We start from the raw sequence: 16,191 nt of genomic DNA, 5'->3' as shown, positions 1-16,191 counted from the left end.
CGGCTCAGCCCGGGTCAGCGGTGAAGCCAGCCGCCTCGAGCCGGCGATGGCTGCCGTTTCATCATTGTCGAACGTGTCGCCGGAAATACCGATGGCGCCGATGATCGTGCCGGCGTTGTCGCGGATCAGCACGCCGCGCGCGCGCCCGACACGTCGGAGCCGCCGGCGATCAGATGCGGGCGCTCCTTGGCGAAAGCTTCCACCCGGCGCGGGCCCATGCCGATAGCGAGCGCGCCATAGGCCTTGCCGGCCGACATTTGCGGACGCAGGAACGAGGCGCCGTCCTGACGCTGGAACGCGACCAGATGGGCGCCGGCGTCGAGCACCGAGACGCCAAGCGGCCTGAGCTTGAGCTAGGCACCCTTGGCAAAGGCGGCGGCGTTGATTTCAAGGGCTTCGTCGAGCGTCAGTGCGGTCATGGCCGTCTCCTGAACGCGCCAGTTATCAGCCGTCAGAACAGACTCCGAGTGAACTGTTTCGCGTGCGGAAGGAAGCATGGATTCTGGGAGCGCCGGCCTATTTCTTCTTGGCCCGAGGCTTCTTCACCGGGGCCGGAGGCGCATTGGCCAGGTCTTCCGCTTCCTTGGCGAGGCGCAGCGCCCGCAGCTTGTTGGTCTTGGCTTGGCGAGCGTCGCTCTCGGCGACATATTCCGCCATCGCCTTCTGGCGAACCGTGGCTGCCTCTTCCTGTTTCTTGAAACGCAAATCGGCCCGCGCACGGGCAGTGTCCTTAGAGTTCTCGACCAAGAGCGTTATCCAATCCGTAAATTATCTTCAGTCCCTTGATAGCAGAGCCAGCCCGCAATTGGGAAAATAAGTTGGTCATGGCGCCGGATCGCAGCCAACTCGCTCCGCCTTGCGGGCGACTACCGCATCGTATCCGGCCTGCAAAGTCGCGCGGACGGTGGGTCCAGATGGGGCGGGAGACGCACCCAGATGCTCGTGGCGCAACTCGTTCATGAACTTATCCCACATCGGCGGGCCGCCTTTTTCCAGAAGCTCGGCACGGATAGAGAGCTCTTCGCTGACCGGCAGCCAGACGCGGCCCCAGGCGCCGAGATGCGCCAGGATCGGCACCAGCGTAATCGCCATTTCGGTCAGGCTGTAGATCGCCTTTTGCTTGTGGGAGGGATCGTCCGCCTTGGTCAGCATGCCGAGCTCCATCAGCCGCTTCAGCCGGTCGGCGAGGATGTTGGAGGCGATGCCCTCCATCGAGCCGTTGAGCAGTTCGCGAAAGTGGCGTCTGCCGCCGAAGATGATGTCGCGAAGGATGATCAGGCTCCACCGGTCACCGAACACTTCGAGCGACAGGTTGATGGGGCATCCGGACCGACGATCGATGTTCATGCGAATCTCCAAAAACCGGTTGCATTATCGTATCGGTTTTAATATCGTGCAACTGATTGCAAAATGCAATCGGATTGGAAGCCCAAGGAGGAAAGCCATGAAAAACGCCGAACACCCCGAAATCGCATCCCAGACGTTCGGCGATCCGGCCCATCCGGCGGTGTTGTTGATCATGGGCGCGATGGCTTCCATGCTTTGGTGGCCCGAAGCGTTTTGCCGGAAGCTGGCCGGCGAGGGTCGCTTCGTGATCCGCTATGACAATCGCGATACCGGCCGTTCGACCAAGTACGCGCCGGGCGAGCCGCCTTATACATTTGACGACATGGCGGACGATGCTATCCGCGTCCTTGACGACCATGGAATCCGAAAGGCGCACGTGGTCGGCATGTCGATGGGCGGCATGATCGCGCAGCTTGTTGCGTTGAAATACCCGGCGCGTGTCACTTCGCTGACGGTGATCAGCAGCTCGCCCCTGGGCATCGATACTTCGCATCTGCCCGGAACCACCGAGGCCTATAGGAACCACTCGGCTGAAGGCGCCAAGGTCGACTGGGCGGACCGGGGCCAAGTGGTCGATTTCATCGTCAAGGACGCGCATGCGCTCACCGGTGCGGCGCACTCTTTCGACGAGCAGCGAACACGGGCTTTCGTCGAACAGGATTATGACCGGTCCGGCGGTTTTCTAAGTGCGACCAATCATTTCATGCTCAAGAGTGGCGAAGATGGGAGCGGCGAGCACTGGACGGGTCGGCTGCGCAACATGAAAATCCCGCTCCTCGTTATCCACGGCACCGACGATCCCATCTTTCCAGTCGAGCATGGCGCCGCTCTTGCCGACGCGGTCGCCGGTGCAAGGTTGCTCCGGATCGAGGGCGGCGGCCACGAGCTGCATCCCGACGACTGGGCCGCGATCATCGATGCGATCGTCGCCCACAGCCGGGCCACGTAGCAGCGGGCCGAACCTTGACACCGGATGCCCGCGAGACGAAGCACCAAAGATAGGAGCAAAAATGTCCCTGATTATGCACCTTCATCCACTGGCCTCCTTCTGCTGGAAGCCGCTGATCGCGCTCTATGAGAACGGCACGCCATTCACATCCGTCGTTGTCGATCTCGGCAATGAACAATCGCGGGCGGCGTTTCTGAAATTGTGGCCGCTCGGCAAGATGCCGGTGCTGCGCGATGAAGCGCTTGACCGGACCGTGCCGGAATCGACGATCGTCATCGAATATCTCAACGCGTATTATCCTGGGCCGGTCGAACTGATCCCCGCCGATCTCGATCTCGCTCGCCAGACCCGGCTCGCCGACCGCTTCTATGACTTCTACGTCCAGGAACCGATGCAGAAGATCGTTGGCGACCGGCTGCGGCCGGAGGGCAAGACCGATCCGTTCGGCGTCGAGCAGGCCCGCGCCCAGCTGCGCAGCTCCTACGCCATCATTGAACAGGACATGCGGTCGAGGACATGGACGGTGGGTGCGAGCTTCACCATGGCCGACTGCGCTGCCGCCCCCGCGCTGTTCTACGCCAACAAGGTCGAGCCGTTCGGAGACGAATATCCTGCGGTCAGGCGCTATCACGACCGGTTGCTGCAACGCCCCTCGGTTGCCCGTGTGATCGAGGAAGCGCAGCCGTATTTCAAGCTCTTCCCCTACAACAATGGCTAGAGTGGTTCATCGTTCACGGAAACGCCGAACCGCTCTATCTCTTTGTTTTTGCGCAATTCCGGACGGAAAACCGTTTCACACTTTTCCTGGAATTGCTCTAGGCCCGATGCTGCCTAGTTGCTCGACGCGCTGACGATGCCTCTCAGCTTCCGGGTGAACCGAGCTGCTCCGCATCCCAGAACTGGTCAAGCCAGATGTTGAGCTTCAGGAAGCCGGCATTGCTGACCGTATAGACGCGCCTGGTGCCTTCCGGCTTGGCGTTGACCAACCCCGCATCAAGCAGCACCTTCAGGTGCTGCGAAACGGCCGGGCGGGACACCGGCAAGCCGGATGCCAATTCGTTGACGGTCTTCGGTCCGCGCCGGAGCTCTTCCAAGAGATGGCGCCGGTTGGGATCGGCAATCGCCATGAAGGCGTCGGAAAGCATCATGCCTTATTTGTGGGGCAAAGCGCCTCGAATCTCAACTGTCGGCTTCAGCTTTTCTACGCGGGTCGAGCCGCAACGCTTCCGGCGTCACCGAGCGATCGGCGGGCTGGGTCTTGAAGGCATCGCGGCCTTCGATCGGCACCGGCGCGCGACGGCTGATGCGCAGCAGCGTATAGCCAGCCAGGCTGAGATGCGCGAGCGCAGTGGCCAGGAACAGCCCCTCAGGGCGCATCCAGCCCATCAGGCCGGCGGCCACCAGCGGACCGATCATCGTGCCGAAGCCATAAAGCAGCAGCAGGCCGCCCGACACTTTGACGAAGTCCTCCGATCGCGCATGGTCATTGGCATGCGCCACCGCGATCGAATAGAGCGTGTAGGCGAAGGCACCGTAGGCGGCGGTGCAGACGATGACGAAGACGCCGGAGCGCGGTTCGAACAGGAAGATGGCGATGGCAAACAGCGCAGCGCCGAAGGCCGCGCCCGCCAGCACGAAACGACGGTCCGTCGTGTCGGAGAGCCGCCCGGCCGGAAGCTGCATGGCGGCGCCGGCGATGACCACGAGGCTCATCATCAGCGCGATCTCGGCTGTCGAGATGCCGATGCGCGCTCCATAGACGGCACCAAGTGTACCCCAGGCGCCGTTGGCGATGCCGATCAGCACGCAAGCGATCGCCGACACCGGCGAATTGACGTAGAGCCCCTTGACGTCAAGCGACACGTCCTGCAGCGGCTTGGGGTGAGACGCCGTCGAGACCGCCGTCGGGATCAGCGACAGGCAGAACAGAATGCCGGTGATCATGAACAGCGACGCCGATCTCACATCGCCGCCGGCAACGATCATCTGACCGCCCATGATCGAGGCATAGGTGACCATCATGTAGAGGCCGAAGACGGTGCCGCGGTTTTCGTTGGTGGCCTTCTCGTTGAGCCAGCTTTCGATGACCATGAAGGCGCCGGCCATGGTGAAGCCGGTGAAGGCGCGCAGCAGGATCCAGGTATATTCGTCGATGATCAGGCCGGTGAGCAGTGCGACGATCGCTCCCGATGCGGCAAAGGCGCCGAAAGCCCTGACATGACCGGCGCGGCGCACGATGCGTGGCGCAAAGAAGCAGCCGGTGACGAAGCCGCCGGCCCAAGCCGTGCCCATCAGGCCGAGCGATGCCGTCGAGAAGCCCTCCACCTGGCCGCGCAACGGCAACAGCAGACCGTGCAGTCCGGATGCCGCCAACAGGAACGCGGTGCCGCGCAGCAGCGAGAGGATCGGTCTGTAGCTTGCGAACATTTTTCAATCCGGCTGGGGTTTAGGGCACAAGTCTGGAGACAGCGGCATTCGGGCTTTTCGGCGGCGTGCCCGAGCTTTTGGAATTACCCGCAGTAACTACCCGCGGCGAAACAGCGCCTCTGCCGCCGACTTGGTCGAGCCCTTGGTCTTGAGCTCGGCTTCCAGCCGGGCGATCTCGTCGCGCAGGATGCCGATCCGTTCGGACAATTCATCGACGGAAAGCAGCGACAGATCCTGCCCGATCTCGTACGGGCGCGCTTTCTTCTTGGGTTCGTCGTCGAAGATCGCCATCGTCGCTCCTCCGTGATTGCCCATTTGCCTGATTTGCCAATGAGCATACATAGGGCAAGGGTATGGATGCAAATGGCGGGCAAGAGCTGGCACGAGAAACCGGCGGAGCACGACGGGAAAATTCATGGCGAACGCACAGAAAATTCCGGCGAAGATGATGGCGATCGCCATATCGGAACCGGGCGGGCCGCGGGTGCTGAAAGCGGAAACCCGCGACGTACCGGTTCCCGGTCCCGGCGAGATCCTGATCCGGGTGCGGGCCGCCGGCGTCAACCGGCCGGACGTGCAACAGCGCAAGGGCGCCTATCCGCCACCGCCGGGAGCGTCGGATCTGCCGGGCCTGGAAGCAGCAGGCGAAGTCGCTGCCCTTGGTGACGAGATATCGCGCTGGCGCGTCGGCGACCGGGTCTGTGCGCTGACGGCGGGCGGCGGCTATGCCGAATATGTCAGAGTGCACGCCGGCAGCGTGCTGCCGCTGCCCGCCGGCTTTACTTACACCGAAGCGGCGGCGCTGCCGGAAAACTACTTCACTGTTTGGCACAATGTCTTCGAGCGCGGCGGCCTGAAGAGCGGCGAGACACTGCTCGTGCATGGCGGCTCGTCGGGTATCGGCACCACGGCGATCCAGCTTGCTGCCGCTTTCGGCGCCTATGTCGTCACCACCGCCGGCAGCAAGGAGAAATGCGACGCCTGCCTCAAGCTCGGCGCCGACCGGGCGATCAACTACCGCGAGGAGGACTTCGTCGCCGCAGTCAAGGAGGCAACCGGCGGCAAGGGTGCCAATGTCATCCTCGACATGGTCGGCGGCGACTATGTGGCGCGAAACTATGAGGCTGCAGCCATGGAAGGCCGCATCGTCCAGATCGCGACGCAGGGCGGGGCAGTGGCGAGCGCCGATTTCTTCAAGATCATGGCCAAGCGGCTCGTGCACACAGGATCGCTGCTCAGGCCACGCACCGTGGAGTTCAAGGCGGCAGTTGCGGCTGCGCTCGAGGCGCAGGTTTGGCCGCTGCTCGGCACGCGCAAGGTTGCGCCGGTGATGGATACGATCTTCCCGCTCAAGGAAGCGTGGCGGGCGCATGAGCGGATGGAGGAGGGTGAGCACATCGGCAAGATTGTGCTCGATGTCGCCTGACGGCCCGCAAACAGGCTGAACGAAAGCTTAATGGTGCAATGCAACAAACGCATTGCGGCCATGCAAAAGCGTCTGTTCAATTTTTCATCGCCGATGCCTATTTACGCGGCATCAAAACGATGGAGGACTATCATGAACCCGATCCGCGCTTTCCGTAACTGGCGCATGTACAACGAAACCGTGCGCGAACTGAACCGGCTGAATGCTCGTCAGCTCAACGACCTCGGCATCAACCGCGGCGACATCGAGAGAATCGCCCGCAAAGGGCTTTGATCTCGAGCACGATCCCGCTCGAAGACCGGGCGCCGCTTTTCGGCAACGCCGAGCCGCGGTTCGGGATCAAGCTTTAGAAGCCAGAGCCGCAGCAGACGGATTTCCGTCGCCGGTTCCGAGCCCGCCCGACCTTGGTCTGGCGGGCTTTGTCTTTTTGAAGGTTTCGACTGCATGGCGTCATCTGCCGACCCTTCGCGGTCTGCTGGTCGCGCTGCCGTGCCGTCCTTGACGCGCGCCTGCCAAAAACATTGCGAAACGGCGAGCGAGCGGTTATATAGACCGCGATTTTCCCATTTTGGTGGCTCTAAACCACCGCCCGCGCGGGAACGCGGGCGAACGAGAAGGATTTTTGTAATGGCCAATACGCTGCTGATGCCAAAGGCGACCGCCGTCTGGCTGGTTGACAACACAGCGCTTTCCTTCGAGCAGATTGCGCAGTTCTGCGGACTGCATCCGCTTGAGGTCAAGGCGATCGCCGACGGCGAGTCGGCGCAAGGCATCAAGGGCATGGACCCGATCATGACCGGCCAGCTCACTCGCGACGAGATCACGCGCGCCGAGAAGGACGCCAACCACCGGCTGAAGCTCTCCGATCCCAAGGTGCGGGTGCCGGAATCCAAACGCAAGGGTCCGCGCTACACGCCGCTGTCGAAGCGCCAGGACCGGCCCAACGCCATCCTCTGGCTGGTGCGCAACCATCCCGAGCTCAAGGATGCGCAGATTGCCCGCCTTGTCGGCACAACGAAGTCGACGATCGACCAGATCCGCGACAGAAAGCACTGGAACTCCGCCAATCTCCAGCCGATGGATCCGGTGACGCTCGGCCTGACGTCGCAGATCGACCTCGATATGGAAATCAACCGCGCCTCGCGCGGCCGCGAGCAGGCGCAGCCGGTCGGCGATACGCTGCTGCCGGCCGCCTTGACCGAACGGCTGGTGCCGGCGCCCGAAAAGCCGAAGGACGAGGACCGCGAACTTGACGCCAACGCCGTCTTCGCCAAGCTTTCGGCGCTGAAGTCGAAGGACAAGGACGCCGACGAAGAGGAATAGGTCTGGCATCCAAAACTAAAAGCCCGCTTTCAAGCGGGCTTTTTTTGTGATCTTCCGTGTCAGCTTCGCGCCGCCCGGTCCGGCGCCATGCCGTAATCCTCGCTGCGCTCCACCGCGCGATAGAAATCAGCGAGCTGCTTGCCGCGCTCCGGCTTGAAGGTGCGGCCGGCGATGACCACCGAGGCGATGCGGTCGATGCGGAAGGCGCGGAAATCGCCGCGCATCTCACACCAGGCGACCAAGGTCCACACCTTGCCCCAGAACCACAGGCCGAGCGGGCGGATGTCGCGCGCGGTGCTGCGGCCGGCCTCATCCGAATAGTCGATGGTCAGCACCTGACGTTTCTCGATGGACCGCTCGATCAGGTCGATGGCTTCGCGGGCGGCATCGCTTACCACCCACATCGGCGTGTGGATCTCGGTACGGGCGATGCGGTCCTTTTCGGCGTCGGGCAACACGGCGCCTATCTTGACCAGCGCCTCGTCGGCGGCTCGCGCCATGGCCGCGCCGCCAAAGGCGCGCACCATGCGGGCGCCGGCGACCAGCGCGACGATCTCGTCACGCGTGAACATCAGCGGCGGAAGATCGAAACCCTCCCTCATCATGTAGCCGACACCGGCCTCGCCGTCGATCGGCACGCCGGTCGACTGCAGGTCTGCGATGTCGCGATAGATCGTCCGCTCGGAAACCTCGAGCCACGTGCCCAGCTTCTGGGCGGTGACCAGACGACCACCACGCAGATGCTGCACGATCTGGAAGAGCCTGTCGGCGCGGCGCATCGTATGGTCCCTCGGCGTCTATCGTTCCAGCCCTTCGCGCTTGCGCTGCGCGGCGACGAAGGCCGCGCCGAAGGACAGTTTCCTCGTTGTCGGCGTGTTTGCGTCGACCACCCGCCAGAACGGCGCAAAGTCGCCCAGCGCCATGCCACGCTCAAGATCCTCGTTGGCGGCCTCGGCGACGGTGCGCAGATGATAGCCGATGGTGACCGGACATGTCATCTCGGCACCGTGCTCGATGGCGAGAGCGGTGCGCAAAGCGCGGATATTCATGTCCATGCCTTCGGGGATAGAGCGGATGAATGCATGGACCTGGCGAGCTGTAGGAACCAGCATCGGCTGGCCTTCGACGACGTCGCCGATGGTGCGTGGCGACGGTGTTATGCCGTTGATGCCAGGCGTGTTCAGCCTGTCGTTCCAGCTTTTCATCGATCGTCCTCTCGGCCATCCGGCTCCGGCGGCCATTGCACTATGGCACGAGCCTCCTGACACCATACTGTCAGGAGGCTTCAGCATGCCCATTTCAGCTCGTCGCCAGGTTGCATCCAAACGCCACGCGGAAAGCTTGCCTCAATTGCCGCCATTACGGCGGTCGCCATACATGTCCGGCCAACCAATATCCTTGCGGATGTCCGCCGGCAGGGTGTTCATGAATCGCTGGGTGCGGATCTCATTGCGGATCGTCCGGATCTTGCCGACATAGTGCTGCACGCTACGCAGAATGGTAATACCGTTCATGGCTGGTCTCCTCTCTTTCGATGCAGGCACTATCGCACACCCCTGCTGACAGCAGTCTGTCAGGAAGGTGCGTCTCTCCTGACCGGCGTTCCGATTTGTCGACCGAAGTGATCAGGCAGTGCTGAAAAGAGGCCTGCTGCACTGGAAAGACGGCGATTCCGGAGCCGCTTTGACAGCCAGCCGCGATGCTGATCAAAGGCTGCATGTCGAAACTTCTCGCGCTCGTCATCATCGCCATGATGGTCATCCAGCTCATCAAGCCGCTTGGCTGGCCCGGGCTGAAGCGGCGCAGCGATTTCTGGAAGCTGGCGCTGCTGGCGATGGCGGCGATTTCGATTACGGCGGTGCTCGGGCACTGGACGTAGTGCGGGCGGCCCGCTACGCGACGCCCGGTTCGTTGGCGAGCACCAGGCTGACCAGATGTTCCGCCCAGGCTCGGTAGCCGGCTTCCGAAGCGTGAAATCCATCCGATGCGAAGCCGGCATCGGCATCCGTGATCGGCAGCCGGGGCGCCGGTATGGCGCCGCGTTCGAGGCAAAGGCGCTCGCCCATCCGGTTCATTTTGACGGCGCGGATTTCGAGGATCTTGCCGAGCAGCGGCGGCATTGCCGGAGCCCGGGTGAACTCCAGCACCGGCGACCACACGACGCGCGCTTCCGGCCATTTGGCGCGCAGCGCGTAGAGCAGGCCGCCAAACTCGCGCTTGAAGCGCGGTACCGAATGAAAATTCTTGGTGTCGTTGGTACCGATGGCCAGCACGATATGCGTCCACGGATCGGCCGATAGATTGGGCAGCACATGATCGCGGATCTGGCCAGAGGTTGCCGAGTTGAAGCCGGCCGCCCGCCAGCGCACGGTGCGGCCGGTGCGTTGCGCAATCAGAACTGCCAGTTGCGCGGCCAATCCGTTTTCGGAATTGCCGATCCCTACCGAAGCGGCGGAGGAATCGCCAAGCACCAGAACCGAGATTGCTGGCACCAGGCCAGATATCTCGTGCATGACCGGACCTTGTGCCGGCAGCATGCGGGCGGTGCGGCGACGCACGCCAAGTCCTTGCCAGACATAAACCGGAAAGGCGAGCCAGGTGAGAAGGGTCGGAAAGCGCCGCATGGCAAGTCCCTTTTAGGGCATAGCGAACAGCACTTAGCGCATGTCGGGCCGAAGGCGAAAGACCTTGGGTGACCGCCCGTCGTCAATGGCAGCAGCTGTCCTGCATCTCGGGCGTATCCGCATATTCGTCGTGCAGCCGCACCCAGTCCACCAGGCTATGGTGGGGACCGGTTTCGTTGCGGCCCTTCGGCGTCAGATCGAGATAGTGATAGGCGCCGATCAGCGGATCGCCGCCTCGCGAGCGCGAGATGAAAGTCAGGAAGATGTCGCCTTTCTCGTCGCGATAGAACACGCTGGTGCCGGGAAGATCCTTCGATTGCCGCGCGCGCCGCTCGAAATTGTAGGTCGTGTCGCCGGCCGCGATCTGCTTGTCGGTGAATGACACCTGCATGTCGAAGTTGAAGTCCGAGGCGTAGGACGACACCCAGTCGAATTTCCAGCCCATGCGCTGCTTGTAGGGCAGAAGCTCGGCCAGCGGCGCCCGCGCCACCACCACGAGTGAGACGTCGTGATGCCTGAGATGCTGGTTGGCACCGTCGATGTGGTCGGCAAGGAACGAGCAGCCCTCGCAGCGATAATCGGCGCCCGGCCCGAACATGAAATGGTAGACGATCAGCTGGCTGTTGCCGTCGAACAGGTCGGGCAGTTTCTTTGGCCCTTGCTCGGTCTCGAAGACATAGTCCTTGCGGATCTTCAGCCACGGCAATTCGCGGCGTTCGGCGGCGACGCGGTCGCGAAAGCGCGTCAATTCCTTTTCGCGCGCCAGATGCGCCTTGTGCGCCTGAAACCATTTTTCCTGCGATACGGTCTTGTTGTTTGGCATAGGTCTGCTCCTCTTTTCACGGAGGACGATCGGCAGCGAGGAATGCCGACACAGAGCTGCATTTTTAGTTGCAGGAAATCGCAGACCTTGCTGCTTTCAAACAAACCCGGGCACATGGCCCGGGTCGGAGGGAACGCAACCTGAATTCCGTCAGGCGGCTTGCTCCAGCGTCGGCTGCCATTGTCCAAGCGCTGCCAGATGGTTCATGTGGGCGCGATGGGCGAAGGCGGCCTGTGCGGCGGCGACGTTCGCCGGCTTGCCGCTCCAGGCCTTCTGCGGAGCGGCCTGCAAGGCGCGGCCGTAGGAGAAGGTCAGCTTCCACGGATGCGGGCCGATAGCGTTGATGGCATTGAGGTTGGCGGTCGCCTGCTCGTCCGTTTGTCCGCCTGACAGGAAGGCGATGCCTCCGATCGCGGCCGGCACCGTCTCGCGGAACAGTTTTATGGTCTTTTCGGCGACTTCGTCGGGGCTGCTGACCTTGCCTGATTTCTTGCCGGCCAGCACCATGTTCGGCTTCAGGATGGTGCCTTCGAGCACGACGCGAGCCGCATAGAGCTCGGTGTACAACTTTGTCAGTGTCGCCTTGCTGATCTCGTAGCAGGTGTCGATGTCGTGGGCGCCGTCCATCAGCACCTCCGGCTCGACGATCGGCACGATGCCGGCCTCCTGGCAAAGCGCGGCGTAACGGGCGAGCGCATGGGCGTTCGAGCCGATCGAGGTGGCGGAAGGCACGCCCTTGGCAACATCGATGTCGATCACCGCGCGCCATTTGGCGAAGCGGGCGCCGAGCTTGTAATAATCGGCAAGGCGTTCGCGCAGGCCGTCCAGGCCCTCGGTGATGGTGTCGCCGGGAAAGCCGGCCAGCGGCTTGGCGCCGGCGTCGACCTTGATGCCGGGGATAGCGCCTGATGCCTTGATGATGTCGACCAGCGGTGTGCCGTCGGCGGCCTTCTGGTGAATGGTCTCGTCGTAGAGGATGACGCCGGAAATGTACTTGGTCATTGCATCGCTGGCGCGGAACATCATCTCGCGATAGTCGCGGCGGCTGTCGGCGGTCGACTCGACGCCGATGACGTCGAAGCGCTTCTTGATGGTGCCGGAGCTCTCGTCGGCAGCCAGCAGGCCCTTGCCATTGGCCACAATCGCGGCGGCAATGTCCTCGAGACGTTCGCTCATCGTGCTTCTCCTGAAAGAATTGATCCGTGCCCAGCAGACCACCAGAGCAGCGCAGGTTCAAGTCGAACAATTTCGCCGGGTAAGCGCGAATCGATTGAAAGTCGCGGGCGCCCTCTTTCGCGCTGTTATTGCGGCCGATCTCAGCGCTTCAGCACGTCGACGCCAGGCAAGGGTTTGCCTTCCATCCATTCCAGGAAAGCGCCACCGGCCGTCGAGACATAGGTGAAATCGTCGGCGACGCCGGCATGGTTGAGTGCCGCTACCGTGTCGCCGCCGCCGGCGACGGAAACCAGTTTGCCGGCCTTGGTGCGCGCTGCCGCGTGCCTGGCCGTCGCCACCGTTGCGTGGTCGAATGGCTCGATCTCGAAGGCGCCGAGCGGCCCGTTCCAGACCAGCGTCGCGGCGCGGTCGATCCATTCGGCAATGGTTTTCACGGTCTTTGCGCCGACGTCGAGGATCATGCCGTCGGCCGGCACGTCTGCTATGGCGACGGTCTCGCTGGCGGCGCCGGCCTTGAACTCCCTGGCGACAACGCCGTCGGCGGGCAGGATGATGGCGCAGCCGGCCTCGGCCGCCTCGATCATGATCTGCTTGGCGGTGGTCGCGAGATCACGCTCGCACAAGGATTTCCCGACATCGGTGCCGCGTGCCGCGAGAAACGTGTTGGCCATGCCGCCGCCGATGACCAGCGCGTCGACCTTCTTCACCAGGTTCATCAACAGGTCGATCTTGGTCGAGACCTTGGCGCCGCCGACGATGGCGACAACCGGACGGACGGGATTTCCAAGACCCTTTTCCAACGCGTCGAGCTCGGCCTGCATGGTGCGGCCGGCGAAGGAAGGCTGCACATGCGCCAACCCTTCCGTCGACGAGTGGGCGCGGTGCGCAGCGGAGAAGGCGTCGTTGACGAAAATGTCGCCGTTGGCGGCGAGCTTTTCGGTGAAGGCCGGATCGTTCTGCTCCTCGCCCTTATGGAAGCGGGTGTTCTCGAGCAGCAGCACGTCGCCATTATTCATGGCAGCAATGGCATTTCCCGCCTTGTCGCCGATGCAGTCGGCGGCAAAGCCAACCGGGCGGCCGAGCACTTCCGCCGTCGCCTTGGCGATCGGCTCGAGCGAGAATTCCGCCGCCGGTCCATCCTTCGGCCGGCCGAAATGGGCAAGCAGGATGACCTTGGCGCCCTTGCCGGAGAGCTCGGCAATGGTCGGCGCAATGCGCTCGATGCGGGTGGCGTCGGTGACCTTGCCCTCGGCGACGGGAACGTTGAGGTCGACACGCACCAGCACACGCTTGCCGCTGATATTGCCGATGTCGTCCAGTGTCTTGAAGCCGGCCATGCTGATCCCTTTCGCGAAAAATCGCGGGGACCTTACCCCGCATCGACGACGATGCAAGACCTGCCTAACAGTTCACCGAAAATATGATTCACGTATCGAGGACGAAGTGCCCACGGGGAGCGAGATGGGCAGCAATGGCGCAAAACGCACCGACATATGGCTTTACCGGTTGCGCACCACGATGCAGGCGCCGCCGACGCTTTGCAGCTTGTCGCAGATCGTGTCGGCCTTGGCTCTGCTATCGGCGCCGATCCGCACGGCATAGATGCCGCGCCTGCCGATCGGTGTGCGGACCCGGCTGACCACCGGATCGTGGCCGGCAAGCAGTGCCGGGAACCGGCTTTTCACTCTCAGCCACTGGTTGAGCGCCGCGGCGCGGCGAAAATTGCCGGCCACCTGCACGCCCCACGGCTTGATGTTGATCGACGACATCGGCACGGTTCTGGACATGATCACCGGCAGCTCGCGGCAAGCAGCAGCGAAACTCGCCTTCTTGTCGAGCGGCCGGATGACGCCGGCGTAGGCGGTATTGGTGAAGTTGTCGGCCGGCTCGCCCATGACGTCCAGAACGTAGCTTTCGGTCTCCATCGGCAAGAAGCCGCCCGAATTCAGCCAGCGCGTCACCCGGCTCTCGCCGGCATTGTAGGCTGCGGCGGCGAGGCCGAGATTGCCGAAACCGGATTTCATTTCGGCGAGGTATTTTGCCGAGGCCGGGATCGCCTGTTCGATGTCGAAGGAATTGGCGAGCCCGCGCATCTTGGCGGTACCCGGCATGAATTGGGCGATACCCTCAGCGCCGACGGGGCTGACCGCATTGGGATCGAAACGGCTTTCCTTCCAGATCAGCCGGGCAAAGAAATCCCGGGGCAGCCCGTTCTGGTCGGCATGCGTCTCGATCAGGTTGCAAACCTGGTCGATCAGCTTCTTTTTGGCGGGCCGTGGTGGATCGGCCTGAACGGCTGTCGCCCAGATCAGCCCGCAAATGACAACCAGCGCCGCGCCCAGCAAACGCCGCATCGAACTACTCCGCCGCGGCTTTGTCGTGCTGCCCGAACCGCCGTTCGATATAGTCGGCGACCATCTTCTCGAAATCCGCGGCAATCGATGGGCCGCGCAGGGTCGCCGCCTTCTTGCCGTCGACGAATACCGGGGCGGTCGGCGTCTCGCCGGTGCCGGGCAGCGAAATGCCGATATCGGCATGTTTGGATTCGCCCGGACCGTTGACGATGCAACCCATCACCGCGACTTTGAGGTTCTCGACGCCGGGATATTGTTCACGCCACACCGGCATGTTCTTGCGCAGGTCGGCCTGGATGTTCTGGGCAAGCTCCTGGAACACGGTCGAGGTTGTGCGGCCGCAGCCCGGGCAGGCGGCGACGATTGGCACGAACTGCCGGAAGCCCATGGTCTGCAACAGCTCCTGCGATACCTGCACCTCGCGCGTGCGGTCGCCGTTCGGCTCCGGCGTCAGCGAGATGCGGATTGTGTCGCCGATGCCTTGCTGGAGCAGGATGCCCATGGCCGCGGACGAGGCGACGATGCCTTTCGAGCCCATGCCGGCCTCCGTCAGGCCGAGGTGCAGCGCATGGTCGGATCGGGTGGCAAGCTCGGTGTAGACGGCGATCAGATCCTGCACGCCGCTGACCTTGGCCGACAGGATGATTTTCTCGCGCGCAAGGCCGATCTCTTCGGCCATTTCGGCCGACAGGATCGCCGATTGCACGATTGCCTCGCGCGTCACTTCCTGCGCCGTCAGCGGAAAGCCCTGGGCCTGGTTGTCGTCCATCAGCCGGGTCAGCAGCTCCTGGTCAAGCGAACCCCAATTGACGCCGATGCGCACCGGTTTGTCGTATTTGATCGCCATCTCGACGATCGCCGCGAACTGCCGGTCTTTCTTGTCCTTGAAGCCGACATTGCCGGGATTGATACGGTATTTGGCCAGTGCCTCGGCACAGGCCGGGTGGTCGGCCAGGAGCTTGTGGCCGATATAGTGGAAATCGCCGACCAGCGGCACGTCGATGCCGAGCCGTTCCAGCCGCTCGCGGATAGCCGGTAGGGCCGCAGCGCTTTCGTCGCGATCGACGGTTATGCGCACGATCTCGGAGCCGGCACGATGCAGCGCCGCCACTTGCGCGACCGTCTGGTCGACATCGGCCGTATCGGTGTTGGTCATTGACTGGACGACGACCGGCGCACCGCCGCCGACCATCACGCCGCCGACATCGACACCGACCGACCTGCGGCGTGGGAAGGGTGAGGAAAAATATCCGGTCATGCCGGCTGCCTTTAATCTTGAAGGTCCGGGCATGAGGTGGAGGAGCAAAGATGGCTTGTCAATGGCGACTGGCGCGCAGGCCCAGCAAATCGGAAATGACAAGACGGCAGCTTGCCGCAAATCCACGAACGTTTCCGGTAGCATAGCGATGCCACCGGAAAGATCGCGCGCCGGGCGGCGCTTCTAGTCCTGGAAGGGCTTCAGTGCGTCGTCGGTTTCGCCTTCAGTTTTTCAATCTCGTCCTTGAGCGCCAGCTTGCGCCGCTTGAGATTCACGATTTCGAGGTCGTCTACCGATGGATGGGTCATCGCATCATCGATTTCGCGTTCGATGTCGCCGTGTTTCCGCTGCAGCTCATCAAGATGGGATGCAAGAGACATGATTGGTTCTCCCTTTCATGGTTTCCTCGGATTGCAGCCGTCATGGCACGTCCACCGCAGGCTCGCTTCTATGACGGCATAATGACAGTGTGCCACCATCGCGC

Annotated in this window: 21 protein-coding genes and 1 pseudogene; 6 read left to right on the top strand and 16 right to left on the bottom strand. The window is 62.8% G+C overall.

Annotated elements, in window-relative coordinates; genetic code table 11:
- Positions 1-4 precede the first annotated feature (4 nt).
- The 3 genes and pseudogenes from NKJ15_RS09395 to NKJ15_RS09385 form a co-directional block, all read right to left on the bottom strand.
- Positions 5-419: pseudogene (locus NKJ15_RS09395) on the bottom strand (GlcG/HbpS family heme-binding protein).
- Between the two features lie 97 nt (positions 420-516).
- On the bottom strand, positions 517-747 hold the full coding sequence (locus tag NKJ15_RS09390; RefSeq protein WP_023678501.1) for a hypothetical protein: 231 nt from the start codon (positions 745-747) through the stop codon (positions 517-519).
- Positions 748-822: 75 nt separating this feature from the next.
- A complete protein-coding gene (locus NKJ15_RS09385) occupies positions 823-1,347 on the bottom strand; it encodes a winged helix-turn-helix transcriptional regulator (RefSeq protein ID WP_352451127.1) in 525 nt (174 codons plus the stop codon).
- Between the two features lie 97 nt (positions 1,348-1,444).
- Here NKJ15_RS09385 and NKJ15_RS09380 point away from each other — a divergent pair, with 97 nt between their 5' ends.
- Together NKJ15_RS09380 and NKJ15_RS09375 are read left to right on the top strand one after the other, a co-directional pair.
- Entirely contained in the window at positions 1,445-2,296 is an 852-nt protein-coding gene (locus NKJ15_RS09380; protein ID WP_352471302.1) for an alpha/beta fold hydrolase, read from the top strand.
- 61 nt (positions 2,297-2,357) lie between these two features.
- On the top strand, positions 2,358-3,014 hold the full coding sequence (locus NKJ15_RS09375; RefSeq protein ID WP_352771901.1) for a glutathione S-transferase family protein: 657 nt from the start codon (positions 2,358-2,360) through the stop codon (positions 3,012-3,014).
- A gap of 142 nt (positions 3,015-3,156) precedes the next feature.
- Here NKJ15_RS09375 and NKJ15_RS09370 read toward each other — a convergent pair whose 3' ends face one another.
- The 3 genes from NKJ15_RS09370 to NKJ15_RS09360 form a co-directional block, all read right to left on the bottom strand.
- Positions 3,157-3,444: an ArsR/SmtB family transcription factor gene (locus NKJ15_RS09370; RefSeq protein ID WP_023678497.1), complete on the bottom strand. Its 288-nt coding sequence runs from the start codon at positions 3,442-3,444 to the stop codon at positions 3,157-3,159.
- A gap of 31 nt (positions 3,445-3,475) precedes the next feature.
- The gene (locus tag NKJ15_RS09365) at positions 3,476-4,723 is read right to left on the bottom strand and encodes an MFS transporter (RefSeq protein ID WP_023678496.1); all 1,248 of its coding nucleotides are present in this window, start codon (positions 4,721-4,723) and stop codon (positions 3,476-3,478) included.
- Positions 4,724-4,819: 96 nt separating this feature from the next.
- The gene (locus NKJ15_RS09360) at positions 4,820-5,014 is read right to left on the bottom strand and encodes a DUF1192 domain-containing protein (RefSeq protein ID WP_352814953.1); all 195 of its coding nucleotides are present in this window, start codon (positions 5,012-5,014) and stop codon (positions 4,820-4,822) included.
- Positions 5,015-5,138: 124 nt separating this feature from the next.
- Here NKJ15_RS09360 and NKJ15_RS09355 point away from each other — a divergent pair, with 124 nt between their 5' ends.
- The 3 genes from NKJ15_RS09355 to NKJ15_RS09345 all read left to right on the top strand — a co-directional run bounded on the left by NKJ15_RS09355 (position 5,139) and on the right by NKJ15_RS09345 (position 7,472).
- Entirely contained in the window at positions 5,139-6,149 is a 1,011-nt protein-coding gene (locus NKJ15_RS09355; RefSeq protein WP_352452476.1) for an NAD(P)H-quinone oxidoreductase, read from the top strand.
- Between the two features lie 132 nt (positions 6,150-6,281).
- Positions 6,282-6,422, top strand: coding sequence for a DUF1127 domain-containing protein (locus NKJ15_RS09350; protein ID WP_023678493.1), 141 nt, complete (start codon positions 6,282-6,284; stop codon positions 6,420-6,422).
- Positions 6,423-6,776: 354 nt separating this feature from the next.
- Positions 6,777-7,472 (top strand): DUF1013 domain-containing protein, encoded by a 696-nt coding sequence (locus NKJ15_RS09345; protein ID WP_352814951.1) that lies wholly within the window; start codon positions 6,777-6,779, stop codon positions 7,470-7,472.
- A 59-nt stretch (positions 7,473-7,531) separates the two neighbouring features.
- Here NKJ15_RS09345 and NKJ15_RS09340 read toward each other — a convergent pair whose 3' ends face one another.
- The 3 genes from NKJ15_RS09340 to NKJ15_RS09330 all read right to left on the bottom strand — a co-directional run bounded on the left by NKJ15_RS09340 (position 7,532) and on the right by NKJ15_RS09330 (position 8,986).
- The gene (locus tag NKJ15_RS09340) at positions 7,532-8,251 is read right to left on the bottom strand and encodes a helix-turn-helix transcriptional regulator (protein WP_023678491.1); all 720 of its coding nucleotides are present in this window, start codon (positions 8,249-8,251) and stop codon (positions 7,532-7,534) included.
- Positions 8,252-8,269: 18 nt separating this feature from the next.
- Positions 8,270-8,677: a hypothetical protein gene (locus NKJ15_RS09335; RefSeq protein WP_352471152.1), complete on the bottom strand. Its 408-nt coding sequence runs from the start codon at positions 8,675-8,677 to the stop codon at positions 8,270-8,272.
- A gap of 141 nt (positions 8,678-8,818) precedes the next feature.
- Entirely contained in the window at positions 8,819-8,986 is a 168-nt protein-coding gene (locus NKJ15_RS09330; RefSeq protein ID WP_023678489.1) for a hypothetical protein, read from the bottom strand.
- A gap of 203 nt (positions 8,987-9,189) precedes the next feature.
- Between NKJ15_RS09330 and NKJ15_RS09325 the strand changes: the two genes are divergently transcribed.
- Positions 9,190-9,351 (top strand): hypothetical protein, encoded by a 162-nt coding sequence (locus NKJ15_RS09325; protein ID WP_008873884.1) that lies wholly within the window; start codon positions 9,190-9,192, stop codon positions 9,349-9,351.
- A gap of 13 nt (positions 9,352-9,364) precedes the next feature.
- Here the strand turns inward: NKJ15_RS09325 and NKJ15_RS09320 are convergent, their stop codons facing one another.
- The 7 genes from NKJ15_RS09320 to NKJ15_RS09290 form a co-directional block, all read right to left on the bottom strand.
- Positions 9,365-10,096 carry an SGNH/GDSL hydrolase family protein gene (locus NKJ15_RS09320; protein ID WP_352613482.1) on the bottom strand — a complete coding sequence of 244 codons (732 nt, stop codon included), beginning with the start codon at positions 10,094-10,096 and terminating at the stop codon, positions 9,365-9,367.
- An 82-nt stretch (positions 10,097-10,178) separates the two neighbouring features.
- Positions 10,179-10,919, bottom strand: coding sequence for a DUF899 domain-containing protein (locus NKJ15_RS09315; RefSeq protein ID WP_352471154.1), 741 nt, complete (start codon positions 10,917-10,919; stop codon positions 10,179-10,181).
- 150 nt (positions 10,920-11,069) lie between these two features.
- A complete protein-coding gene (locus NKJ15_RS09310; protein ID WP_352814949.1) occupies positions 11,070-12,095 on the bottom strand; it encodes a class I fructose-bisphosphate aldolase in 1,026 nt (341 codons plus the stop codon).
- A 140-nt stretch (positions 12,096-12,235) separates the two neighbouring features.
- Positions 12,236-13,432 (bottom strand): phosphoglycerate kinase, encoded by a 1,197-nt coding sequence (locus NKJ15_RS09305; RefSeq protein WP_352471156.1) that lies wholly within the window; start codon positions 13,430-13,432, stop codon positions 12,236-12,238.
- Positions 13,433-13,594: 162 nt separating this feature from the next.
- A complete protein-coding gene (locus NKJ15_RS09300) occupies positions 13,595-14,449 on the bottom strand; it encodes a transglycosylase SLT domain-containing protein (RefSeq protein ID WP_352452482.1) in 855 nt (284 codons plus the stop codon).
- Positions 14,450-14,453: 4 nt separating this feature from the next.
- Entirely contained in the window at positions 14,454-15,707 is a 1,254-nt protein-coding gene (ispG, locus tag NKJ15_RS09295; RefSeq protein WP_352814947.1) for a flavodoxin-dependent (E)-4-hydroxy-3-methylbut-2-enyl-diphosphate synthase, read from the bottom strand.
- A gap of 200 nt (positions 15,708-15,907) precedes the next feature.
- The gene (locus tag NKJ15_RS09290; RefSeq protein WP_023678481.1) at positions 15,908-16,087 is read right to left on the bottom strand and encodes a YdcH family protein; all 180 of its coding nucleotides are present in this window, start codon (positions 16,085-16,087) and stop codon (positions 15,908-15,910) included.
- Positions 16,088-16,191: the final 104 nt, after the last annotated feature.

It is taken from the genome of Mesorhizobium sp. M0207 (assembly GCF_040321995.1).
GTDB lineage: Bacteria > Pseudomonadota > Alphaproteobacteria > Rhizobiales > Rhizobiaceae > Mesorhizobium.
The sequence above is the reverse complement of the archived record's forward strand: the minus strand, read 5'-3'. Positions and strand labels throughout refer to the sequence as shown.